Raw genomic sequence first — 18,324 nt, forward strand, 5'->3', positions numbered from 1 at the left:
TTTAGCATCAAATAATTGTTAAAACAATTTTGTAAGTATATTAGAAACATTACTACTAAGTTGTTATAAATTTTATAAAAATGAAACATCTAACAAAACTTTTATTCTTATTCATTAGTATTTCTGCCTTTTCACAAAGTCCTTGGACACAAAAAGAAGGTAAATTCTATACCCAATTGTCTTTCACAACAATTTCAAATTACGATACATTATTTGGTGATCCAGATTACAGTAATTTTGGAAACTATACAGACAATACATTTCAATTTTATGGAGAATATGGTTTAAACGATAAAACAACTTTAATTGTAAATCTTCCTCTAAAAAATATTTCTATCAAAGGTTTTGAAGACCCAAGAGTAAGTTGTATTAACTGTGGACAAGATTATAAAAAACCCGCTTTAGGAAATATAGAAATTGGCGTAAAACGTAATTTTTCTAACAAAAACTGGTTGTTATCAGGTCAAGTATCTTTAGAGGCAAATACGGGTTCTTATGAGCCAACTTCAGGGATTAGAACTGGCTATGATGCTTGGACATTAACACCTTTGTTTTTAGCAGGAAAGAGTTTTGGGAAAACATACCTACAAACTTTTGCTGGAGCGAATATTAGAACCAATGATTACAGCTCCAACTTTAAAGTTGGTGGAGAATTGGGACATAAGATCTCAAAAAGCATTTGGGTTGTTGGGTTTTTAGATATTGTAAAATCCTTTAAAAACGGAAATATTGCCTTACCAACCGAGAATACTTTTACTGGTTTATATGTAAACGACCAAGAATATGGAGCTTTTGGACTAAAAGGAATTGGGGAGTTTTCTGATAATTTTGGAGTAACTGCAAGTTTTGCAAGCGCTTTCTTTGGTAATAATGTACCTAAAAAAGCAGCGATTAATTTTGGGGTTTATCGTAAGTTTTAGATTACTTTAAAATTTTAATGTGTCCTTTTCCTTTTTGTTTTCCATGAACTTCTTTGGTAAATTCAACTTTAGCTTCATAAGAAACTTGATATAACTTTAAGACATTTTTAATTTCATTTATTTCACCTTTAATAATAGAAATTTCATTTTTAATTATCTTTTTTTGAGTAAAAGGATTCCTAATTATATATAAACCTATAGCAATTATACTTGCAGGTATAAAAGCAATAAAGCCTTTATTAAGAATATATTTCCACAAATAATATCCCATTGCAACAACAATAAGACCAAAAACCGGGTTCAATATTAAGCTTGAATCAAACTTCTTTTTCATAATAATCTGATCTTCAAGATTTATATGAAGTTCTTCTAATTGTTCTTTTAAGCTATTGTTAAACTCAATTCTTACACATGTTCCATTAAAATCAGGTTTTCTTTTTGTAGCTCCACAAATACTTCCCTTTTTTAAGTTAAATGTTTGATGATCGCATAAATCACAATGTCTTTTCATTTTCATCAGTTAAAAATACTAAAACCTCTAAAAAGGTCGTCTTTTTTCTTAGCTCTAATTTCTCTTCTCTCTAATAAAAACTATCTTTGCGCCATTAAAATTTAGAAAAAATGGAATCTAATGTTCGTGTTCGTTTTGCCCCAAGCCCTACAGGACCTTTACATATTGGAGGTGTAAGAACCGCTTTGTATAACTACCTTTTTGCCAAAAAAAATAACGGAACTTTTGTTTTAAGAATTGAAGATACAGATCAAACGCGTTATGTTGCCAATGCAGAACAATATATTATTGATGCTCTAGAATGGTGTAATATTCCTTTTGATGAAGGCCCAGGAAAAAACGAAAAATTTGGTCCTTATAGACAATCAGAACGCAAAGAATTGTATAAAAAATATGCTGATTTATTAATAGAAACTGGTTGGGCGTATTATGCTTTTGATACTTCAGAGCAATTAGATTCTCATAGAAAAGGTCATGAAGCAGAAGGAAAAACGTTTATTTACAACTGGCACAACAGAGAAAAAGGGCGTTTGGTAAATTCTTTAGTTTTGTCTGATGATGATGTACAACAAAGAATTAATGCGGGTGATAAATTTGTGATTCGTTTTAAAACACCACAAGATGAAACCTTGATTTTAGAAGATGAAATACGTGGAACAATTAAAATAGATACCAATGCTTTAGATGATAAAATATTGTTTAAATCTGATGGAATGCCAACCTATCATTTAGCAAATATTGTAGACGATCATTTAATGGAAATTTCTCACGTAATTCGTGGAGAAGAATGGTTGCCTTCTCTACCACTTCACTCTTTACTATACAGAGCTTTTGGTTGGGAATCTCCAAAATTTGCACATTTACCTTTAATTTTAAAACCTGTTGGAAAAGGAAAATTAAGCAAACGTGACGGCGATAAATTAGGTTTCCCAGTATTTCCGTTAGAATATACAAATGAGGTTACAGGTGATGTTTCTCGAGGATATAAAGAAGATGGATATTTTGCTGATGCTTTTATAAATATGTTGGCATTTTTAGGATGGAATCCTGGAACGGAACAAGAAATCTTTTCTTTAGAAGAATTAGTGGAAACTTTTGATTTAAAACGCGTTTCAAAATCTGGGGCAAAATTTAGTCCGGATAAAACAAAATGGTTCAATCAACAATATATGCAACAGAAACCTGATGCAGGATTAACTGATTTATTTCTTCCTATTTTAGCAGAAAAAGGAATTTCTAAAGACTCAGATTTTGTTTTAAAAGTAGTTTCATCAATAAAAGAAAGAGCTGTTTTTGTTGCAGATTTTTGGGAATTATCATCATTCTTTTTTGAAACTCCAACTGAATACGATGCAAAAGCATCGAAGAAAAACTGGAAAGAAGGAACTGCTGATTTAATGCAAGAGTTGATCACTGTTATTGAGGGCATTGAAGATTTTTCATCAGAAAACACAGAAAAAGTCATCAAAGAATGGATTTCTGGCAAGGAAATTGGTTTTGGTAAAGTAATGCAACCTTTGCGTTTATCTTTAGTTGGTAAATTAGCAGGACCTCATTTATTTGATATTATCGCTATGATTGGTAAAGAAGAAACCATTAAACGAATTGGTAACGCGATAAAAAAACTATAATTATGAAAAATTTATTCATCCTTTTTATTCTTGTTTTTACAATTGTTTCTCAAGCACAAATGAGAAATAACGGTGTACGTCAAAACGGATTACCCCAGGTACATGACGCCCCTCCAAAACCAAATTTTCAAGTTGAAAAACAAGTGGGTATTGTAATCTATGATGTAAAAAAAGCAGTAAAAAAATCGGGAGTAAAACTCTCTTCTAAAACAGGTAAAACGTTTTCTAAAACTTTAGAAAGTTATAATAAGTCTATTAATGATATTAAAAGAATTAACTCTTTTTTATTAAAAAGTACCAAAGTAATGGTTGAAAGTTTTCAGAAAAAAGCCATAAAAACGGGTGATTTTTCAGAACAACCAAGGGTTTATAAAAAAGTGCAAGAAAACTTAAAACCTATCACTGAAACCCTTAAAGCTGAAGATAAGAAACTCGATAAAAAAGTTAAAAACTTACTTTCTAAAAAACAATATAAAAAATGGATTAAGTTCAATAAAAAACTGAACAAAATCTTTCCAAAAGAATAACATTTATAATATACAGTTTGTTTAAACTTACCTCATAAAATATTTTATGAGGTTTTTTTGTAACATTTTACATATAGTTTATACATATAAATACTTAAAAGATTAAGTATCTTTACATAAACCTATTATTAACTTTTTAAAAATTTACTATGTTACCTGTAATTCCTATTCTTATTGTACTTGGTGTATTAATTGTTTTTGCTGCCTTTTTTATGGTAAAACAACAAACCGCTGCTATTATCGAACGTTTTGGTAAGTTTCAAAGTATTCGTCATTCTGGTCTACAAATGAAAATTCCTTTGGTTGACAGAGTTGCAGGGAAGTTGAGTCTAAAAATTCAACAATTAGATGTAATTGTAGAAACCAAAACATTAGACGATGTATTTGTAAAACTTAAAGTATCTGTCCAGTACAAAGTAATTCGTGATAAAGTATATGATGCTTTTTATAAGTTAGATTACCCTCATGATCAAATTACTTCTTATGTTTTTGATGTTGTTCGTGCAGAAGTTCCAAAAATGAAATTAGATGATGTTTTTGTAAAAAAAGATGACATAGCCATTGCTGTAAAGTCTGAATTAAATGATGCAATGATGACCTATGGTTATGATATTATAAAAACATTAGTTACAGACATTGACCCAGATGCTCAAGTAAAAGAAGCAATGAATAGAATTAATGCTTCTGAACGTGAAAAAATTGCTGCTCAATTTGAAGGTGATGCACAACGTATTTTAATCGTTGAGCGTGCAAAAGCAGAGGCAGAAAGTAAACGTTTACAAGGACAAGGTATTGCTGACCAAAGACGTGAAATTGCTCGTGGTTTAGAAGAATCAGTAGAAGTCTTAAATAAAGTAGGAATCAATAGTCAAGAGGCATCGGCTTTAATTGTAGTTACTCAACATTATGATACTTTACAGTCTATTGGACAAGAAACCAACAGTAATTTAATTTTACTACCTAACTCACCACAAGCTGGTAGTCAAATGTTAAATGATATGGTAGCAAGTTTTACAGCTAGTAATCAGATTGGTGAAGCCATGAAGAATGCAAAACCAAAAAAGAAAAATGAATAAAATACTTTATATTTGTTAGGTTAGCTGTGAAACCACAAACAAATGCAATTTTTTAACTGGATTAAGAAACCATATTTTTTTATTGATTCTCCAAAATTTAATTTACTATTATCTTTTGGAGTTGGTTTTTTTATTTTTCTATTTCTTTTTACTTTTCAACCTTTTGGTATACCTAGTATTTTAAACAATATCTTTTTATATACAGGAGGTTTTGGTTTGGTAACTTTTTTTACCATGCTTTTTTTCTTTGTTTTTCTACCTTTTATTTTTAAAGATTTTTTTAAAGATGAAAATTGGACTGTGGGGAAAAATATTTTATTTCTATTTCTTCTAGTTTTTATTATTACAATTGGTAATTATTATTATAATTCCTTTTTTCAAAATACTGATAATATGAAGTTATTAACTCTTAAAAACTTCTTTGTTTATACTTTTTCTCTAGCAATATTTCCTTTAATTACCTTTACTTATATTAGTGAAAAGCTTCATAGAATTCACAGAGAAAGAACTTCTAAAGAAATTATGGAGTTTAAAGTTTCTCAGCAGTTAGAAAGTAAAAATGAAGAAATAAAAATCTTTGGAGATAATGAAAAAGAAACCATTACTTTTAATTTAGACAATTTAGTTTACATTACTTCTCAAGGAAATTATGCTAGTTTTTATTTGAAAAAAGGGGATGGTTTAGAAGAAAAAATTATTCGAAACACTTTATCTAATATTGCTAAAAAGCTTCATAAAAAATCAACTATTTTCCGTTGTCATAAATCTTATATCATAAATTCTAAATTTATGAATTCTATTTCAGGAAACGCAAGAGGTTATTATTTGGAGTCAGATTTATTACCAAATCAAATTCCAATATCAAGAAGTTTTAAAAAAGATAATCTTAAAAATTTAATTTCTTAATCAATATGAAATCAATTCTTTCTTGGTTGTCTACACCATATTATTTTAATCCTTCAGTACAATTTAAGTTAAGAACAAGTTTTACTTTTGGGGTTTTTGTTTTTGTTTTTCTATACATTTTTAAACCTTTTACTTTAGCTTCTTTAGAAGAAATTCTTTTTGAATATACTTTAGGAATAGGTTTGATAACTTTTTTAGGTTCATTTTTTGCATTATATGCTCCTCCTCTTTTTTTTAAAAATTATTTTGACGAAGATAATTGGACTATTGGAAAAAATGTTTTTTTTACCATTATTACAATTTTTTTTGTTGGATCTATTCTATGGTACTATGGAGGTCTTTATAAAAAAGAGAGAGGAATTGCAAACATTACTTATGTTGATTTTTTACTTTACACCTTTCTTGTGGGTGTACTTCCTGTGTTTTTAGTCATTTTTACTAATGAAAAAAATGTAAGAGAGAAAAGAGAAAAAAGAGCATCTGAAATTCGTGACCAAAAAAAGAAAAAAATATTAGAGAAACAAAAAACGTTTAAAAATGAAATTATTATTTATTCTGACAACAAAAAAGAACACTTAAAAATTAAAATCAAGGATCTTATTTATATAACTTCTCAAGGAAATTATGCTAGTTTCTTTATTAAAAAAGATGAAGACACTTTAAAAGAAAAAATACTTCGTGTTACATTAACTAAAATTGAAGACACTTTAAACGATTATCCAAATATTATACGTTGTCATAAATCTTATATTATAAATACTAGCTTTGTATCAGATATTAAAGGAAACGCAAGAGGTTATTTGTTAAAATCTCAATTTGTTTCATTTTATATCCCTGTTTCTAGAAGTTTTAGTAGACAATCTTTGCAAGGTTTGTTAAATTAATATATTCCCATTCGTCCCAAAAAAGGCAAAAACCTTCCTGTTTAAAACAAATTTTTGAAAAATCTCTTTTTGAAATATATATTTGTTGAATAAGAAATTGAATTAAAAATATTGGGGGATTTTTTTAATTTAAGAAACTAAAAAGCTCAACTTGTTAATACAAATTGAGCTTTTTTTATGTTCTTGTATAATTTAGAATTACTTCTTTTCTTCTAATTTTTCCTCAGGTTCTTCCTTAGCAGCATTTTTAAATTCTTTAATTCCACTTCCTAAACCTCTCATTAACTCAGGAATTTTTCTTCCTCCAAATAATAAGAGAATTACCACAACTATAATTATAATTTGTGGTCCACCAATCATTCCAAAATATATCGCTAAACTGTTCATTTTTTTAATTTTTAATAATACAAAGATACAAAAAAGGTTATTATAGTAAGTTTATTATTACTCTAACTTCTTTTCTGAATAATCCCTCCAATAACTTTTTTATCTTTAATAACTTCGGGGTTACCTTTATAAAATATAGAACCACCAAAACTTACCTTGGCATTTAAAGTTTCACCCCCAAAAATTTCTGCTTTAGCACCTGTTCCAGCTTTTACTGAAGAGTTTCCAGAAATATTCATATTAAAACCATTGTAAATTCCATATAAATCTACATCAACTTCTTGGTTAATAGCTGAACCCGATAATTTAACAATTCCTCCAGATGAAGTTCTAATTTTTAAATCTTTTGCTACAGTTGTTAAATTAATAAAAGCTCTTTCTTGTGCATTTACTGTTAATTTATCTTGATTAATATCTTTACCAGTAATCGTAGCTCCTTCGTTTGCATCTATAATAACAATATTTTTATTATGAAATAACCTTATTAATACTTTACCATCAGCTGAGTTTTCAGATGGGTTTAAAGAAAATTTTAAAGAAATTTTTAAAATATCGTTTACATTTTTAATTTTTACTTTTCCAGATTTTTCGCCTGTAATTTCTAACTTTTGAGAATCTGATTTTATTAACTCTAACTCTATTCCGTTATAAACTTTTAACGTAGAGAAATCTCCTAAATTTTTTGTGATTATTGATTGTGCTGATACTGATAAAGACAGTGAAAAAGCACATATAAAAAATAATTTTTTCATCTTTTTAGGGTTTAGTTGATATACTTAAATCAATAAGTATACCATTATAAAGACTTTTTTAGTCTTTTATTGTGACAAAGATGAAAAAATTAACGATACAAGAACTTTAATTTTTTATTATTTTTTTAGATATAGAACCTTTATTTGTAATTATTTTAGCAATATAAATTCCTTTAGGAAACAATGAAATATCAATAGAAGAATTATTAATTTTAAACATTTCTTTTCCTAAAAGATTAAAAAGAGTTACTTCTTTTATTACAATACTATTAGAAACCTTCAAGTTTAAATTAGTTCTAACCGGATTTGGATATATAGAAATCGATTTTACAAGACTACTTTTTTTAAGTGAGAGCAACTCACTAGAAAAAGAATATACTCTTGGGAAAGCTTTATTGCTTGCAGCTATAAAAGTATCTCCATCTGAAGATAAAGCTAACGACTCACCAAAATTACTACTTCTCCAAGTAGATACATCTATACCTCTTTGTGTCCAAGTATTATTAATAAGGTTATAATTTTTTACAGTGTAATTGTAGGGAGAACTTATGGCTATTTTTGTACCATCTGATGATATAGAATTTACGCTTCCATAACTAATTTTATTACCTACTAAATTCCATGAATCGTTATTGTTTTCATAAATAGATACTCCTGTACTAGATCCTACTGCAACTCTATTTCCATTAGAAGATAAAGAAACACTTAAAAACTCTCTTGTGGTCGTTTTTAAATCTGTAAAATCATTACCTATTTGAATCCAATCGTTATTACTAAATTTAAAAACTTTCACTTTTTGCCTCCCTTTGTTAGCTATTGCTAATACATTTCCATCATCTGATAAGTCTATAGAATATCCGAAAGCATCATAATTAAATTCTCCTTCTAAACTTGTACCTCTTTGTGTCCAAGTTCCAGAAATATTTTCATACACTTTTACTGTACCTTTTTTAGAAGAGTTATTTCTGTATGCAGTTGCTGCTAAAAATTTAGCATTAGGTGTTAAAATAACTTTATAACCTAAATAAAATTGAGTACCATCACCAACAATATCTTCTCCTTGTTTTTCCCATTTATCATTTATAAATTGATAAATTCTAATAACTCCTTCATCTAAATTTCCTCCATCTACAGCTCCAATAGCAATTGTTTTTCCATCTGCAGATAAAGAAACACTTGAACCTACTTTTTCTAAAACAGATTCGTTTACAATATCATTTCCTAATTGTTGCCAATCGTTGTTTATGTATTTAAAAACTCTAACAAAACTGTCTTCGTTATTACCAGGAGCTCCAACAGCAACAATACTTCCATCTGCTGAAACTGCTACACCTGTTCCAAATTTACTTGGTTTAATATTATTTTCATTTGGATTATTAATTTGACTTCCTAATTGAGTTTGTGCAAAACTTAAAAAAGGAATAAAGAATAATAAAAGTAATTTTGATTTCATAATCGTTTGTTTTTTACAAAAATCATCCAAATAGAAACCAAAAAAAATACGTCATATGACGTATTTTACTATTTTACAAGTAATTACAAAACTATTCTACTCTAACTGCTGTACCCGTAATAGAAACTAATAAAGTGTTAGAATTTGCAAGCGGTTCTACATCTAGTTGAATACCTACAACCGCATTCGCTTTTAATTTAAGTGCATTTTCCTTTAAATTTTGAAAGGCTTTTTCTTTAATACTTTCTAATCCTAAAGTGTACATTTCTCTATATTTAGACATACTAAACATATCTTTAAAAGACATTTTTTTTCCGTTTGATGAATAACTAGAATCGTAAGCTGTACCTGTTACAATGCCTAAATAATCTACTATTTTAAAGTTTTCGATGTTGTTTGTTGTGGTTAAAATCATAATATTTTATTTTCTTATTGGGATTTCTATAATATCAAACCAAAAAAGCATTAAAAAAATTAGAATTAATATTGGATAAATCTTATTTACAACAAAATAACTAATCTTATAAAAATGTAAAAGTTTATCATTTTTATAACTAATACTTTTTCTAATATTCTGACTAGTTTTCTTTCTAAAGAAAATCAAAACAGGTATTGATAATAAAAAAAGGAAACTTATAATTAATTTTTGGAATATCATTTTTTTTTTAATTTAATCCTCAATTAAATTAAAATCTAAATGTTTACGTTCTAAATCAGTCTTTTTTACCTGCACTTTTACATCATCTCCTAATTGATACAAGTGTTTGGTAGATTGCCCAACAATTGCATATTGTTCTTCATCAAAAATATAATAATCGCTTTTTATATCTCTAATTCTAACCATTCCTTCACATTTATTTTTTGTAATTTCAACGTAAATTCCCCATTCTGTAACACCAGTAATTACACCATCAAAAACTTCATCTTTGTGGTCTTGCATATATTTAACCTGCATATATTTAATAGAATCACGTTCTGCTTTACTTGCTAATTCTTCGCGTTTTGAAGAATGTTTACACTTTTCTTCATAAACATCTTGTTTTGCGCTATTTCCGCCATCTAAATAATGTTGAAGTAATCGATGTGTCATAACATCAGGATAACGCCTTATAGGTGATGTAAAATGGCTATAATAATCAAATGCTAATCCATAGTGACCAATATTTTGTGTAGTATACACTGCTTTAGACATCGAACGGATTGCTAAAGTCTCAATCATATTCGATTCTGCTTTACCATGTACATCACTTAATAATTTATTTAAAGAATCTGAAGTAGATTCTCTTGTATTGGTATCTATTTTATACCCAAATTTACTGATGATGTTTTGCAAAGACGCTAATTTTTCGACATCTGGTTCATCGTGTACACGATAAATAAAAGTTTTTCCTGATGGTTTTCCGCCTTTTGCTTTTCCAATAAATTCTGCTACTTTTCTATTTGCTAACAACATGAATTCTTCAATGAGTTTATTAGCATCTTTCGCTTCTTTAAAATACACTCCAACAGGATTCGCTTCTTCATCTAAATTAAACTTTACTTCTACTCTATCAAAAGAAATTGCACCTTGTTTCATCCTCTTTTTTCTGAGGATTTTAGCCAATTCATCTAATTTTAAAGTGGCTTCTACAATGTTTTCATCAACTGTATATTCTTGTCTTGTTAAAGAAACATTTGACGGAATGATATTGTTCTTATTTTCGATGATTGCCTGAGCTTCTTCATAGGCAAAACGTTTGTCTGAATACGTAACTGTTCTACCAAACCATTGGTTGATAATTTGTGCTTTTTCATTAATTTTAAACACAGCAGAAAAAGTTAATTTTTCTTCATTCGGTCTTAAAGAACATACACCATTACTTAACATTTCTGGTAACATTGGTACTACTCTATCTACTAAATATACAGATGTTGCTCTGTCATAAGCTTCATCATCTAAAATGGTTTTTGGTTGTACATAATGAGATACATCTGCAATATGAATTCCTATTTCATAATTCCCATTTTCTAATTTTGTAAATGATAATGCGTCATCAAAATCTTTAGCATCTTTTGGATCTATGGTAAAGGTTAAATCACCTCGCATATCTCTACGTTTGGCAATTTCTTCTTTGGTTATTTCTAAAGAAAGCGTTTCTGCATCTTTTTCTACTTCCTCTGGAAATTCATAAGGTAAATCGTATTCTAACAAAATAGAATGCATTTCTGTGTTATGATCTCCTGGTTTCCCTAAAACTTTGGTAATTTTTCCAAACGGATTTTTAGATTTTTCTGGCCAATCAGTAATCGTAGCTTGTACTTTATCTCCGTGTTCAGCACCATTTAGTTTGTTTTGCGATATAAAAATATCTGCATACATTTTATTACTATCTGGCAATACAAATCCGAAATTTTTACTCATTTGTAAAACACCAACAAATTCTGTTTTTGCACGTTCTAAAACTTCTACAACATCTGCTTCTAATTTGTTAGATCTTCGTTTTTTATAAACATAAACCTTTACAGTATCGTTATGTAACGCTTTTCCTAGGTTAACATTGGGTACAAAAATATCGTCTTCGTAATCATCAGAAATAAAATATCCATTTCCATTAGATGTGGTATCTATTTTTCCAATAGAATACTTTCGGTCTTCGTTAATTTGATATTTACCTCTATCTACTTCTTTAATTTTTTTAGTAGCAGTTAGTTCTGCTAACTTTTTTAAAACTTGGGTTTTTCCATCGGTATCAGAAATCCCTAATTGTGCAGCAATCTGTTTGTAATTGTAAAACTTATCACTGTCTTGGTTTAATATTTTAAATATATTTCGGGTTAAATCTTTAATAACTTTCCCTTTCTTTTTATATATTTTTTTCTTCTTTCTTGGCATATAACCTTTCTATTATTTATGTTACCAAAATACGATAATTAACTACTATTGTTATTAAAAAATTGTTATGATAGTAATTTTGTATTTTGGTAGTTTATTAATTTTATTTTATGTCTAATTCTTGGTTTTTAATTGCAAATCCTACTTCTGGAAATCGGAATTTTTCTAAACAGTGGAGTAAAATTCAGCAATTGTTAAAACTCAAGAAAATTGACTATTATTTTGTTTTTACACAGTTTTCTAAACACGAAATTGAATTGGTGCAAGCTGCAATTCAAAAAGGTTTTAGAACTATTATTTCGATTGGTGGAGATGGAACACTACATCATGTAGTTAACGGAATAATGCTGCAAACATACATAAAAACTTCGGATATAACTATTGGTGTGATTCCTTTAGGTACTGGAAATGATTGGATAAAAACCTACAACATACCTAACAATATTGAAAAAGCTATAGAAATCATCCATCAAAAAAAGACCATTTTACAAGATATTGGTGTTTTAGAAACAGAGAATAAAAAAGTACATTATTTTAACAATGTAGCAGGTTTAGGGTATGATGGTTATATTGTTAACAAACTAAAATCTTTAAAAAAGTTAGGAGGTATTTCTTATGTTTTAGCCGGAATTTACGGATTGCTATTTTATAAAAAATCTACTTTTAAAATGAGTTTTGATGATAAAAAGCTAGAAGAAAGCTGTTTGATGACAGTAATCGGAATTTGTCAATTTTCTGGTGGAGGTATGCAGTTTACTAAAAATGTAAATCCTTCTGATGGTTTGCTAGATATTACCATTGCTAAAAATTTAACTTTTTTTGATATGGTTTTTAATTTACCAAAATTATATTCTGGTAAAATAGTAAATCATAAAAAAGTGGAAACTTATAAAACGAAAGAAATTACCATAATTCCACAAAACTCAAAACCTTTTATTCAAGCAGATGGAGAGTTGATTGGAACTGGAAAAGTAACTGTGAAAATCATAGAAAAAGCTATTAACTTTATTATCAATTAACTAAAAAGTTAAATAAATCTTAATTTTTTTGTAACGTTTTCTAAAATAATACGTCTTTATAATACAAACAGCTAACTGTAAAGATGAAAAATCTACGTAAAATAATCGTTTTATTTGCAATTATATTCCTTACTGGAGTAGTAGTTACAGTGATGACTGTAAATTCTTCTTTAAATAAAGTTGATACACCTACAAAAGCTTCAGAAATTCAAAAAGACACCACTTATCTTTTAAAAGCTGAAAAGAAAATAGAAACAGTTTAAATTTTATTTTCCTTTCTTATATTTTTTTCTTTTCACTTATCAACATCTTATATTATAATTATTTTTCTTTTATAAAATTTTAAAAAAACAATGATGTTTATAATAGTATGTGAATAGTTACTATAAAATTTTACTTTTCTATTTTTAAAACTGACTTATTAAAAATCATTGACAAGTTATTAGATATTTAAAAGCTTAAAAATCAATAAAAATTTAGAGTTATTAACATAAGTTATAAACAGGTATTCACATAAAAATCTCATAAGTTTTATAATTTTTAATGTAAACAAATTGTAAATTTTTTGTTGATAAACTTTTATCAAAAAGGCATAATAAAATTTGCATATGTTAAGTTCTTCCTTGTATTGTAATAATAATTAGAATTACCAAAAAAAGTTTCGAGTTTTTAATGATAAGTTCTTAACATTCCCTTAAAACAGGTAAAAGCTTTAAAAATAAGTAGTTATTAAAAATTGATAAATTTTGATTGTTTATAACTGTTCATAACCGCTATTTTCTATATTTTTGTACTATACAACACAATTAAAATCAATAAATTATGACAATTGCCATTGGTAATGATCACGCAGGTACAGCATATAAGTTCGAAATTATAAAACATTTAGAGAATAAAGGTTATACAGTTTTAAATTTTGGAACCAATACAAATGATTCTATGGATTATCCTGATGCCATTCACCCTACAGCTGATGCTGTAGAATCTGGTAAAGCAGCATTAGGTATTATTTTATGTGGTTCTGGTAATGGAGCACAAATGACGGCAAACAAACACCAAGGTATAAGAGCTGCTTTGTGTTGGAATAATGAATTGGTTGCACTAACAAGACAACATAATAATGCTAATATTTTAACGATTCCTGCTCGTTTTGTGTCTTTACAACAAGCAATAGGTTTTGTAGATGTTTTCTTAAATACAGAATTTGAAGGTGGAAGACATCAAAATAGAGTAAACAAAATTTCTTGTGCTGGTTAATGAACTTCATCACAAAATCTTTTTCTGAATTAACAACTTCTGAATTGTACCAAATACTACAGTTACGTTCTGAAGTTTTTGTGGTTGAACAAGATTGTGTCTACCAAGATTTAGATTTTAAAGATCAGAAAGCATTACATGTTTTTGGTTTTAAAAATGATAAAATTATAGCGTATACGCGTCTTTTTAAACCTGGAGATTATTTTGATAATAGTAGTATTGGTAGAGTAGTGGTAGCTGCTTCTGAAAGAAAATATGGTTATGGTTTTCATTTAATGGAAGCTTCTATTAAAGCCATAGAAGATCATTTTAATTCTTCAAAAATTACAATTTCTGCGCAAGTTTATCTCACTAAATTTTACAATTCTCTTAGATTTAATAAAGTAGGAGAGGAGTATTTAGAAGATGGAATTCCACATATTAGAATGGAAAGGGATTAAATTTGATCATTTTTTTTTGTCATTTTATAAACCAAATACCCAAAACCAACTACAAAGTGTAAAATAATTATTACAGCTACTATATATAAAGTTGTATTAGAATTATCATTCATAATTCAAAATTAGAAAGATAATTTTTCTTTTTTTGTAATAAAAGTTACACTCTTTAGTTAATAATTTTAAGCTTCTTTAGAACCAAAAATTTTCTTTTTAAATATAGAAAAAGCGCCTACAACCGCAATAGCTATAACTTTCCAAAATTTTAAAATTAAAGCAAAAAAACCAGCTTTTGCTAACACTTTTCCAGCAATTAAACCACCAATTCCATAAGCTGCAACTTTATCATATTCAGGGTTAAAATCAGCATAGGTATTTCCTTCAGTAAAAGAAACACTAGATAAAATATAATCTACATCTTTTTTAACTGTAGGTAAAACATCAATATCTCCAATAACATTTAAATTTAAATATCCTTCTTTACCTAAAACTCTAATATTATAATTTAGCGTGTTTTTATCATATCCTTCAAAAGATAATTCTTTAGCCCAGTGTAATTTTTTTGTTTCAGCATCATAATAAGGTTCAGAAGCCCATCCAATTAAAAAAATAGATTCGTAACCAAGTTTTTTACGTTCTTCATTACCAACTTTAGTATCTTGTTGCATTTCATCTAAAAGATCATCATAATCTAAATCTTTCGCATCTTCATCACTAATATATCCTTCATCAGAATAAGTGATTTCTACTGCGTAAGTAAAATCTTCACTTAAAGGAGACATATTTTTTGGAAATAATAAACCTAAACATTCAGAAGGTGGATTTCCCCATAAATCTGATAAAACAAATGCACTTTGTTTAGGTCCAAGATATTTATAACCTTCTGGTACATTTAATTCTGCAATACCATTTTGAAGGGTTATTTTACCATATTTATAATTAAAAGAAGCTTCAATACTATCAAACTTTTTTTTCAAAATTTCTTTTTGCTCTAAAGTCATTTGCTCATTTTCTTGAGAAAAGGCAAATAAAGGAACTAGAAAGAAACTTAAAAGGAGTAATTTTTTCATAATAATTTTTTTTGATGGAACAAAAGTAAAAAAACGAATTTTAAAAAGATAATATTTCTTTAACTTCTCCAACTTTTAAAGTTCCTAAATTAACATTTCCAATTCTAATACGAATTAGTCTTAATGTTGGGTGTCCAATAGCAGAAGTCATTTTTCGAACTTGTCTAAACTTGCCCTCAGTTAAGGTTATAGAAATCCAAGAAGTAGGTCCATGTCTATCATCTCTAATTTTTTGAGTTCTTTTTGGAAAATTAGGTGTTTTAATTATAGAAACTTTACATTTTTTTGTGATGTATTTTTTTCCATCAAAACCTATTTCCACACCATTTTTTAAAAGATCAACTTTATCTTGATTTATCTCACCATTAACTTGTACATAATATTCTTTTTCAACATTACCTCTAGTTGTTATAAAGTCGCTTACTTTTCCATCTGTTGTTAATAATAACAAACCTTCAGATTTTACATCCAGTCTGCCAATTGCCATGGTTTTTTTTGGAAAATCATACAATTCTCCTAATAATTTTTTCTTTCGTTTAGTTTGATTGTTAATAAACTGAGATAAGAACCCGTAAGGTTTATAAATGATAAAATGACGATGTTTTTCTATCAAAACTACATCAATTTTATTGCTACTGAAAACATATTTTTTCCTTTTGATAAAGACATGTTTTCTTCAGAAAATTTTTGATTTGTATAAGAAGTATATTGTGTAATAGGTTCTATACAAACCATATTATCTACTTCTGTCCAAAGCATAAAATTATTAAAACCTATTGTAGAAATTTTCACATCTTTTTTATCGCTATTTTTTAGTAAAATAGCATTGGAATTTAATATTGGAAATGCATTTGAACCAGCTTTATAAACATCTTCTAAATTGTGTTCTGTACCTTTAGAAATAAAAGTTTCTTTACCAGAATTAGATAATAAAAAAGCAGGATGATAACCCAACATAAACGGCATTCCTTTTTCAGAATTGATGATGAACTCAATTGTGAGAACATTATTTTTTAAAGTAAAAGTTTTTTCGAAAGTAAAATTAAAAGGCCAATTCAAAAATTCTTCCGAAGATTTTTCTGGATATTTACTGTTTTTAACAAGTGTATTCTTTTTGTATCTTTTGATAAATCTAGCAGAAGTTTCATTAGAATAATTAAGAACGTATTCTAATTCTCTTAGTAAACCATGTTGATCTTGAATTGCATCTCCGTTTTTGGTATGAACTACATAATTATTTTTAGAAACAGGACCAATGATAGGAAACATTTCATCGTCAGATTTTCGCCAACCTTTATTTCCTTTTTGATGAATATATTCGGTATCATATACCCTAAAACTAATAAGTTCACCTTTATCAATAATAACAATACTGTTTAAATTTTTAATAGAAACTTTAGAACTCATCTTAAGATTTAATTTGTGTAAAAATACTATAAAAATGAAATTAAAATATTAGGATTTTAAAAGTAGTTTTTTGTAACTTGTCTCACTTTAAAAAATAAAAAACTCAGCACGATTTATGGCGACAGATAAAGAAAAGCAAGCCAAATTAAAAGCCTTACAACTTACTTTAGATAAGTTAGATAAAACTTACGGTAAAGGTTCTGTAATGAAATTAGGAGATGTGGTTACAGAAGATGTAGATGCAATTTCATCTGGTTCTTTAGGGTTAGATTTAGCTTTAGGAGTTGGAGGTTACCCAAGAGGAAGAGTAATTGAAATTTACGGACCAGAATCTTCGGGTAAAACAACCTTAACAATTCATGCCATTGCAGAAGCTCAAAAAGCAGGAGGAATTGCAGCTTTTATAGATGCAGAACACGCTTTTGATAAGTTTTATGCAGAAAACTTAGGAGTAGATGTTGATAATTTAATCATTTCTCAACCAGACCATGGAGAGCAAGCATTAGAAATTGCAGATAACTTAATTCGTTCTGGAGCAATAGATATTGTTGTTATTGATTCTGTTGCCGCATTAACTCCAAAATCTGAAATTGAAGGAGAAATGGGAGATTCGAAAATGGGTCTTCATGCTCGTTTAATGTCTCAAGCATTACGAAAACTAACGGGTACTATTTCTAAAACGAATTGTACGGTTATTTTTATCAACCAATTAAGAGAAAAAATTGGAGTGATGTTTGGAAATCCAGAAACAACAACCGGAGGAAACGCATTAAAGTTTTATGCTTCAGTTCGTTTAGACATCAGAAGAAGAACCCAAATTAAAGACGGAGACAGGGTTATTGGAAACTCTACTAAAGTTAAAATTGTAAAAAACAAAGTTGCACCACCTTTTCAAATTGCAGAATTTGATATTATGTATGGACAAGGAATTTCTAAAGTTGGAGAGATTTTAGATATTGGTGTAGAATTAGGGATTGTAAAGAAAAGTGGTTCTTGGTTTAGTTACGGAGAAACCAAATTAGGTCAAGGTAGAGATGCTGTAAAAGGACTTATAAAAGACAATCCTGAGTTAATGGAAGAACTAGAAGGTAAAATAAAAGATGCTATTGAAAATCAAGAATAAGTTTTAAAAGTTCTAACTATTATTATTAACTGCCATAGAAGTAATCAATCTATGGCAGTTTTTTGTTTTCAAAAAGAACATATAATTTAAGA

The 18,324-nt window shown here is 27.9% G+C and carries 20 protein-coding genes; 11 read left to right on the forward strand and 9 right to left on the reverse strand.

Annotation, left to right across the window (positions count from 1 at the left end; genetic code table 11):
- The first annotated feature begins 80 nt into the window (after nt 1-80).
- The gene (locus DIS07_RS05435) at nt 81-920 is read left to right on the forward strand and encodes a hypothetical protein (protein ID WP_109404217.1); all 840 of its coding nucleotides are present in this window, start codon (nt 81-83) and stop codon (nt 918-920) included.
- A gap of 1 nt (nt 921) precedes the next feature.
- Here the strand turns inward: DIS07_RS05435 and DIS07_RS05440 are convergent, their stop codons facing one another.
- Entirely contained in the window at nt 922-1,431 is a 510-nt protein-coding gene (locus DIS07_RS05440; RefSeq protein ID WP_146190710.1) for a hypothetical protein, read from the reverse strand.
- 110 nt (nt 1,432-1,541) lie between these two features.
- Here DIS07_RS05440 and gltX point away from each other — a divergent pair, with 110 nt between their 5' ends.
- The 5 genes from gltX (at nt 1,542) to DIS07_RS05465 (ending at nt 6,455) form a co-directional block, all read left to right on the forward strand.
- Entirely contained in the window at nt 1,542-3,062 is a 1,521-nt protein-coding gene (gene gltX, locus DIS07_RS05445) for a glutamate--tRNA ligase (protein WP_109404219.1), read from the forward strand.
- 2 nt (nt 3,063-3,064) lie between these two features.
- Entirely contained in the window at nt 3,065-3,589 is a 525-nt protein-coding gene (locus DIS07_RS05450) for a hypothetical protein (RefSeq protein WP_109404220.1), read from the forward strand.
- Between the two features lie 149 nt (nt 3,590-3,738).
- Nucleotides 3,739-4,665, forward strand: a complete 927-nt coding sequence (locus DIS07_RS05455; RefSeq protein WP_109404221.1) for an SPFH domain-containing protein — start codon at nt 3,739-3,741, stop codon at nt 4,663-4,665.
- A 42-nt stretch (nt 4,666-4,707) separates the two neighbouring features.
- The gene (locus tag DIS07_RS05460; RefSeq protein ID WP_109404222.1) at nt 4,708-5,571 is read left to right on the forward strand and encodes a LytR/AlgR family response regulator transcription factor; all 864 of its coding nucleotides are present in this window, start codon (nt 4,708-4,710) and stop codon (nt 5,569-5,571) included.
- A gap of 5 nt (nt 5,572-5,576) precedes the next feature.
- Nucleotides 5,577-6,455 (forward strand): LytR/AlgR family response regulator transcription factor, encoded by an 879-nt coding sequence (locus tag DIS07_RS05465; protein ID WP_109404223.1) that lies wholly within the window; start codon nt 5,577-5,579, stop codon nt 6,453-6,455.
- Nucleotides 6,456-6,653: 198 nt separating this feature from the next.
- On the opposite strand, the gene tatA is transcribed toward DIS07_RS05465, so the two are convergent.
- The 5 genes from tatA to rnr all read right to left on the reverse strand — a co-directional run bounded on the left by tatA (nt 6,654) and on the right by rnr (nt 11,919).
- The gene (gene tatA / locus DIS07_RS05470; protein WP_109404224.1) at nt 6,654-6,842 is read right to left on the reverse strand and encodes a twin-arginine translocase TatA/TatE family subunit; all 189 of its coding nucleotides are present in this window, start codon (nt 6,840-6,842) and stop codon (nt 6,654-6,656) included.
- A gap of 62 nt (nt 6,843-6,904) precedes the next feature.
- The gene (locus tag DIS07_RS05475) at nt 6,905-7,594 is read right to left on the reverse strand and encodes a head GIN domain-containing protein (protein ID WP_109404225.1); all 690 of its coding nucleotides are present in this window, start codon (nt 7,592-7,594) and stop codon (nt 6,905-6,907) included.
- Between the two features lie 106 nt (nt 7,595-7,700).
- The gene (locus DIS07_RS05480) at nt 7,701-9,047 is read right to left on the reverse strand and encodes a T9SS type A sorting domain-containing protein (RefSeq protein WP_109404226.1); all 1,347 of its coding nucleotides are present in this window, start codon (nt 9,045-9,047) and stop codon (nt 7,701-7,703) included.
- Between the two features lie 91 nt (nt 9,048-9,138).
- Nucleotides 9,139-9,462, reverse strand: a complete 324-nt coding sequence (locus tag DIS07_RS05485; RefSeq protein ID WP_109404227.1) for a YbjQ family protein — start codon at nt 9,460-9,462, stop codon at nt 9,139-9,141.
- A 255-nt stretch (nt 9,463-9,717) separates the two neighbouring features.
- A complete protein-coding gene (gene rnr / locus DIS07_RS05490) occupies nt 9,718-11,919 on the reverse strand; it encodes a ribonuclease R (RefSeq protein ID WP_109404228.1) in 2,202 nt (733 codons plus the stop codon).
- A gap of 110 nt (nt 11,920-12,029) precedes the next feature.
- Here rnr and DIS07_RS05495 point away from each other — a divergent pair, with 110 nt between their 5' ends.
- The 4 genes from DIS07_RS05495 (at nt 12,030) to DIS07_RS05510 (ending at nt 14,635) form a co-directional block, all read left to right on the forward strand.
- Nucleotides 12,030-12,938, forward strand: a complete 909-nt coding sequence (locus DIS07_RS05495; protein WP_109404229.1) for a diacylglycerol/lipid kinase family protein — start codon at nt 12,030-12,032, stop codon at nt 12,936-12,938.
- An 83-nt stretch (nt 12,939-13,021) separates the two neighbouring features.
- Complete coding sequence (locus DIS07_RS05500) at nt 13,022-13,201, forward strand: hypothetical protein (RefSeq protein WP_109404230.1); 180 nt, start codon at nt 13,022-13,024, stop codon at nt 13,199-13,201.
- 559 nt (nt 13,202-13,760) lie between these two features.
- Entirely contained in the window at nt 13,761-14,195 is a 435-nt protein-coding gene (gene rpiB, locus DIS07_RS05505; protein ID WP_109404231.1) for a ribose 5-phosphate isomerase B, read from the forward strand.
- Nucleotides 14,195-14,635, forward strand: coding sequence for a GNAT family N-acetyltransferase (locus tag DIS07_RS05510; RefSeq protein WP_109404232.1), 441 nt, complete (start codon nt 14,195-14,197; stop codon nt 14,633-14,635). Before rpiB ends, DIS07_RS05510 begins: the two co-directional genes overlap by 1 nt.
- 179 nt (nt 14,636-14,814) lie before the next feature.
- On the opposite strand, the gene DIS07_RS05515 is transcribed toward DIS07_RS05510, so the two are convergent.
- The 3 genes from DIS07_RS05515 to DIS07_RS05525 are packed head-to-tail and all read right to left on the reverse strand — an operon-like array spanning nt 14,815 to nt 17,109.
- Nucleotides 14,815-15,702, reverse strand: a complete 888-nt coding sequence (locus tag DIS07_RS05515; protein ID WP_109404557.1) for a DUF2167 domain-containing protein — start codon at nt 15,700-15,702, stop codon at nt 14,815-14,817.
- 40 nt (nt 15,703-15,742) lie between these two features.
- Nucleotides 15,743-16,312: a pseudouridine synthase gene (locus DIS07_RS05520; protein ID WP_109404558.1), complete on the reverse strand. Its 570-nt coding sequence runs from the start codon at nt 16,310-16,312 to the stop codon at nt 15,743-15,745.
- Nucleotides 16,313-16,317: 5 nt separating this feature from the next.
- On the reverse strand, nt 16,318-17,109 hold the full coding sequence (locus DIS07_RS05525; protein WP_109404233.1) for an aldose 1-epimerase: 792 nt from the start codon (nt 17,107-17,109) through the stop codon (nt 16,318-16,320).
- A gap of 115 nt (nt 17,110-17,224) precedes the next feature.
- Between DIS07_RS05525 and recA the strand changes: the two genes are divergently transcribed.
- The gene (gene recA / locus DIS07_RS05530; RefSeq protein WP_109404234.1) at nt 17,225-18,232 is read left to right on the forward strand and encodes a recombinase RecA; all 1,008 of its coding nucleotides are present in this window, start codon (nt 17,225-17,227) and stop codon (nt 18,230-18,232) included.
- The last annotated feature ends 92 nt before the right edge of the window (nt 18,233-18,324 follow it).

Origin of the sequence: Polaribacter aquimarinus, assembly GCF_003129485.1 — a bacterium.
Taxonomy (GTDB): Bacteria; Bacteroidota; Bacteroidia; order Flavobacteriales; family Flavobacteriaceae; genus Polaribacter; species Polaribacter aquimarinus.

Excerpts from the sequence above, each read along its gene's own strand:
- DIS07_RS05435 (WP_109404217.1), top strand. The coding sequence starts at position 81 with ATGAAACATCTAACAAAACTTTTATTCTTATTCATTAGTATTTCTGCC.
- DIS07_RS05440 (WP_146190710.1), bottom strand. The coding sequence starts at position 1,431 with ATGAAAAGACATTGTGATTTATGCGATCATCAAACATTTAACTTAAAA.
- gltX (WP_109404219.1), top strand. The coding sequence starts at position 1,542 with ATGGAATCTAATGTTCGTGTTCGTTTTGCCCCAAGCCCTACAGGACCT.
- DIS07_RS05450 (WP_109404220.1), top strand. The coding sequence starts at position 3,065 with ATGAAAAATTTATTCATCCTTTTTATTCTTGTTTTTACAATTGTTTCT.
- DIS07_RS05455 (WP_109404221.1), top strand. The coding sequence starts at position 3,739 with ATGTTACCTGTAATTCCTATTCTTATTGTACTTGGTGTATTAATTGTT.
- DIS07_RS05460 (WP_109404222.1), top strand. The coding sequence starts at position 4,708 with ATGCAATTTTTTAACTGGATTAAGAAACCATATTTTTTTATTGATTCT.
- DIS07_RS05465 (WP_109404223.1), top strand. The coding sequence starts at position 5,577 with ATGAAATCAATTCTTTCTTGGTTGTCTACACCATATTATTTTAATCCT.
- tatA (WP_109404224.1), bottom strand. The coding sequence starts at position 6,842 with ATGAACAGTTTAGCGATATATTTTGGAATGATTGGTGGACCACAAATT.
- DIS07_RS05475 (WP_109404225.1), bottom strand. The coding sequence starts at position 7,594 with ATGAAAAAATTATTTTTTATATGTGCTTTTTCACTGTCTTTATCAGTA.
- DIS07_RS05480 (WP_109404226.1), bottom strand. The coding sequence starts at position 9,047 with ATGAAATCAAAATTACTTTTATTATTCTTTATTCCTTTTTTAAGTTTT.
- DIS07_RS05485 (WP_109404227.1), bottom strand. The coding sequence starts at position 9,462 with ATGATTTTAACCACAACAAACAACATCGAAAACTTTAAAATAGTAGAT.
- rnr (WP_109404228.1), bottom strand. The coding sequence starts at position 11,919 with ATGCCAAGAAAGAAGAAAAAAATATATAAAAAGAAAGGGAAAGTTATT.
- DIS07_RS05495 (WP_109404229.1), top strand. The coding sequence starts at position 12,030 with ATGTCTAATTCTTGGTTTTTAATTGCAAATCCTACTTCTGGAAATCGG.
- DIS07_RS05500 (WP_109404230.1), top strand. The coding sequence starts at position 13,022 with ATGAAAAATCTACGTAAAATAATCGTTTTATTTGCAATTATATTCCTT.
- rpiB (WP_109404231.1), top strand. The coding sequence starts at position 13,761 with ATGACAATTGCCATTGGTAATGATCACGCAGGTACAGCATATAAGTTC.
- DIS07_RS05510 (WP_109404232.1), top strand. The coding sequence starts at position 14,195 with ATGAACTTCATCACAAAATCTTTTTCTGAATTAACAACTTCTGAATTG.
- DIS07_RS05515 (WP_109404557.1), bottom strand. The coding sequence starts at position 15,702 with ATGAAAAAATTACTCCTTTTAAGTTTCTTTCTAGTTCCTTTATTTGCC.
- DIS07_RS05525 (WP_109404233.1), bottom strand. The coding sequence starts at position 17,109 with ATGAGTTCTAAAGTTTCTATTAAAAATTTAAACAGTATTGTTATTATT.
- recA (WP_109404234.1), top strand. The coding sequence starts at position 17,225 with ATGGCGACAGATAAAGAAAAGCAAGCCAAATTAAAAGCCTTACAACTT.